The organism is Microcystis sp. M53603_WE2, from assembly GCF_030065435.1.
The window spans coordinates 1-3,887 of record NZ_JASJFF010000941.1 but is presented as its reverse complement, the minus strand read 5'-3'; the positions used below and the strand labels follow the sequence as shown (position 1 = coordinate 3,887).

The following is a 3,887-nucleotide window of genomic DNA, read 5'->3' as shown; positions in this document are numbered from 1 at the left end:
GTTTCCCTCGATACCATCCAACGGGCAGCTTCTACAGTAGCTTCTTGCCAAAATTCGGCATCAGTAGCAGCTATATCTGAATAATCTATATCAGAATCTTTCATCTGACCAAGGAGCTTTAATTGTTCCTCTCTCGACATAGTCATAATAAATAATCACCTAAGTAGGTAGGCGTTAAAAATCATCAGATCCCCCCGCCTATCGGCACCCCCCTTATCAAGGGGGGCAGGGGGGATCGAACCTAAAATCCATTTTTAATTTAATTATAACCAGCTACTTAACAATGTTAGCGAAATTTTGAACCCTATGACCGAATCTGACACACTGCGCCACAATCCCTCACGGAAGGCGATAGGTCGCCTGAGAAGCAGTAAAACAGGGGAAAATACCTGAGACTCTTTCCCCTATGAATCCCTAAGCTAGGGAGAAGAATATAAAGATTTATTAAATTGTAGCTTAGGATACAGTTGTGGGGGGGGAGTGTGTATGCTGGCTTCAAGTTGTCCTCAACGGAGTGTCGCCATTAACGGAGTGTGTAAATTACATGAGTGTCGCAAAGCAATATTCTATCAAGCAGACCATTTTTAAGCAGCTTTTATTTCTGCTCCCTTCTTTTCTTGCTTGGAGCAATTTACCAGCAAATAGCCAACCCGTAGGTTCTGGAGTGACAAACGGTGTTTTTAATAGCTTCGCCAGTCCTTTTCCCTATACAGATGTCAATGGAATTGGTACTAATCAACTTGATTTTAGTCTTCCCGATTCCGCTCCCAGCTTTTTTAAATTCGATGGAACATCTTTTGAGAATGTTCAAGTTGGACAAACTTTTGTCTTAGGAACACTTAGCTATAAAAATGGAATTGGTTGGATTGGACTTCACACCTCAGAACTAGCAGTTTCTAGTAGTTCGTCCACTACCACTCCATTTAATTTTAATCAGATTTTGACTGAACAGATCGGATTAGATATGACCGCCAATGGTTTTGTGGTCGATGGAGTGTTGGTTCTCGCAACTCCTGAACAAGCAGCTGATATATTATATTTTCCTAATAGACCAGAGTTAGGAAGCTTTCGTATTTATGAAAATTCCACTGGTACTGTGGAAGTTTTAGGAAGATTTGGTTCACTTCAGTTGGCAGGTTTTGGGAATGCTATATCAGGGGGTTTTGTTGATCCAACCATCGATCCTATTCCGACTGCTCCTGCTGTTTCCGTTCCTGAATCTGGAAATATAGCTGGCTTACTTGCGATTAGTATTGTGGGCGCAGCTTCCACCCTCAAGCGCAAACTAAAACCCTCCCAATCCACTGAAAAAGAAACTACAAAAGTCTCCTAAAATCCCCCATAAAACCCCACAAAAACCCCTTCATTAATTGGAGGGGTTTTTGTCATAAAACCCAGTCGTTGATCGTTAGGAGAATTGAGATTGATTGTATATACCCCAAAATAGTCCTACTGTTCACTAATTTTACTTTCAGCGAGAATTTCTTGGAGGACGGGGGATAAATTGCTAGTTAAACGGCCGGATCGAATAAATTCAGCGTAGGTATCAGCTTCGATATCTAGGAGGGTTTCCCGAAGTTGTTCCATTGTCAATAGCTGTAATTGGGGATAACTATCGTTGAGAGATTGTATTTCCGCTTCTACGGTCTTTAACTTTTCTTTGACTAGATGCTGCTCATAACTAAAAAATTCGGGGGCAACATCGGGAGATTTATCTAACTTAGAAAGATAGTCTAAAACCCTTTTTAAAGCTACCCGTCGGGCTAAAAGTTCCGCATAGTTTTCTCGAATTGGTTGATCACCGATCAAGTCTAATCTCGATAGGAAAGTTTGAATAGTTAATCCTTGAACCAAAAGGGTAAAGAGAACAACTCCGAAGACGATATCGATGATATCCTGACGATTGGGAAAAATAACCGGCACACTTAAAGCTAGGGCAATAGAAACGGAACCGCGCAAACCTCCCCACCATAAAACCGTTTTTTCCCGCCAATTAATTTTAGTTTCCATCAAGGCATTACTAACAGTTGCCAAAGCAAAGGTAGCCAGAAAACGGGCCGCTACCACGGCAGCGATCGTGATAAAAATTAAATTGAGATTATCGGCTAAACTGGAGAGACGGATCTGATCGCCGATGAGGAGAAAAACGATCGAATTGACAAAAAAAGCGAGAAACTCCCAGAATTGCGTGACTAATAGGCGGGTACGGGGACTCATACTAATTCTAGAGCCAAAATTACCTAAAATAATCCCCGTAGTCACCACTCCGATTACCCCCGAACCCCCGAACTCCTCGGTTAATAAATAAGCACCGTAGGCGGACACAAGAGTTAAAGACTGTTCCACTAGGGGTAAATCGAGACGTTGAGTCAGATAGGAAATACCAAAACCCACTAAACAACCCACTGCCACCCCGATACCGATAAAAGCCGCAATCCGGCTAATGGTTGTCTCTAAGGATAGACCACTAGCACCGAGGGGAATTTCCACCAAAAGAGCGAAAGCGACGACAGCGACCCCATCATTAAATAAGCTTTCCCCTTCCAAAAGCACGGTGAGGTTTTTACTGGCCCCTAATTCGCGAAAAAGAGCGACAACAGCGACGGGATCCGTAGAAGAAAGGCTCGCACCCACTAATAATGCCGTAAATAGGGGTAAATTGGTCAATTCATCTAGGGTAAAACCAACCCCGAAAATCGAGATAATTACGCCGACAATAGCGAAAAGACTGACGGGAATCCAATTATCCTTCAGATCTCGCCAGCGTGTATTCCAAGCGGCTTCAAATAGCAAAGGGGGCAGAAAAATTTCTAGAATCAGTTCGGGGGATAGGTTCACCAGACGGATATCGATAAAAGCTAAACCTAAACCGACTATCACTAACAATAGGGTGTAAGGAATTTGGCGAAACCAGCTAAAAATCCTCGAAACCGTAGCCACACTCAGGGAAACGGACAAAACAATTAGAAATTGTTCTAAATTTTGCTTAATGACTTCATCGGTAGCGGATTCTAAACTCATTGGGTGGGAGGCAATCGGTGAGCGGACGTGCAAGAAAAGAACAATCTAAATTATTTGACATCCTCGCCGCCGTAAAACGGACGGCGATTCCCAAACCTCACGATTTAGGTTTCTGCTTCTTTCCCGAAGGATTTTTCGCACCTGCCTTCACAGATTTACTCTGTTCTGGTCTTATGGTCGCTCCACAGACTGACACCGCAAGCCCTGCGGCCAAAATATTTTTACTGGCGTTAATGTCTCGGTCATGGTGAGTCCCACAGTTCGGACAGTCCCACTCTCGAACATTTAACGGCAGCTTTTTCACAATATACCCACAATTACTGCACCGTTTAGAACTGGGAAAACATCTATCTATTTCGATGTAATTTTTCCCGTACCAACGGCATTTATAGGCTAATTGTCGGGTGATTTCTCCCCAGCTTACATCAGATATTGCCTGAGATAATTTCGGGTTTTTGACCATATTCTTAACGGCTAAATTCTCAACCACAATCGTTTGGTTTTCACGAACTAATTGAGTGGTTAGCTTGTGTAAATGGTCTTTCCTGCTATCGGTGATTTGAGCGTGAATTTTGGCTACTTTGATTTTTGCCTTTTCTCGATTCTTTGAGTCTTTCTGTTTTCTAGAAAGATTTTTTTGTGCTTTTCGCAACCTCTGATAATGTTTCTTAAAATGCTTAGGATTAGACACTTTATCGCCGTCGCTGGTACTCACGAGGCTACTAATTCCTAAGTCAATTCCAATGGCTTTATCTGTTACTGGTAATGGCTTAATCGTTGGGTCATCAAATCTTATTGAGATATGCCAACGTCCAGAAGGATGTAATCTGACTGTTACTGTGCTTGGTTCACAGCTTTCTGGGATT

3 protein-coding genes are annotated in these 3,887 nt (G+C 42.6%); 1 reads left to right on the top strand and 2 read right to left on the bottom strand.

Annotated features, from left to right (window positions below; genetic code table 11):
* Window positions 1–544 precede the first annotated feature (544 nt).
* A complete protein-coding gene (locus PX481_RS19885; protein ID WP_008200115.1) occupies window positions 545–1,333 on the top strand; it encodes a choice-of-anchor K domain-containing protein in 789 nt (262 codons plus the stop codon).
* Between the two features lie 116 nt (window positions 1,334–1,449).
* On the opposite strand, the gene PX481_RS19880 is transcribed toward PX481_RS19885, so the two are convergent.
* Both PX481_RS19880 and PX481_RS19875 read right to left on the bottom strand, forming a co-directional pair.
* Complete coding sequence (locus tag PX481_RS19880; RefSeq protein ID WP_002758276.1) at window positions 1,450–3,021, bottom strand: Na+/H+ antiporter; 1,572 nt, start codon at window positions 3,019–3,021, stop codon at window positions 1,450–1,452.
* A 97-nt stretch (window positions 3,022–3,118) separates the two neighbouring features.
* The coding region (locus PX481_RS19875) for an RNA-guided endonuclease InsQ/TnpB family protein (RefSeq protein WP_288095613.1) at window positions 3,119–3,887 on the bottom strand (769 nt) is incomplete at its 5' end.

Bases quoted from the DNA above. Each gene is read 5' to 3' on its own strand.
- PX481_RS19885 (WP_008200115.1), top strand. From the start codon at position 545: ATGAGTGTCGCAAAGCAATATTCTATCAAGCAGACCATTTTTAAGCAG.
- PX481_RS19880 (WP_002758276.1), bottom strand. From the start codon at position 3,021: ATGAGTTTAGAATCCGCTACCGATGAAGTCATTAAGCAAAATTTAGAA.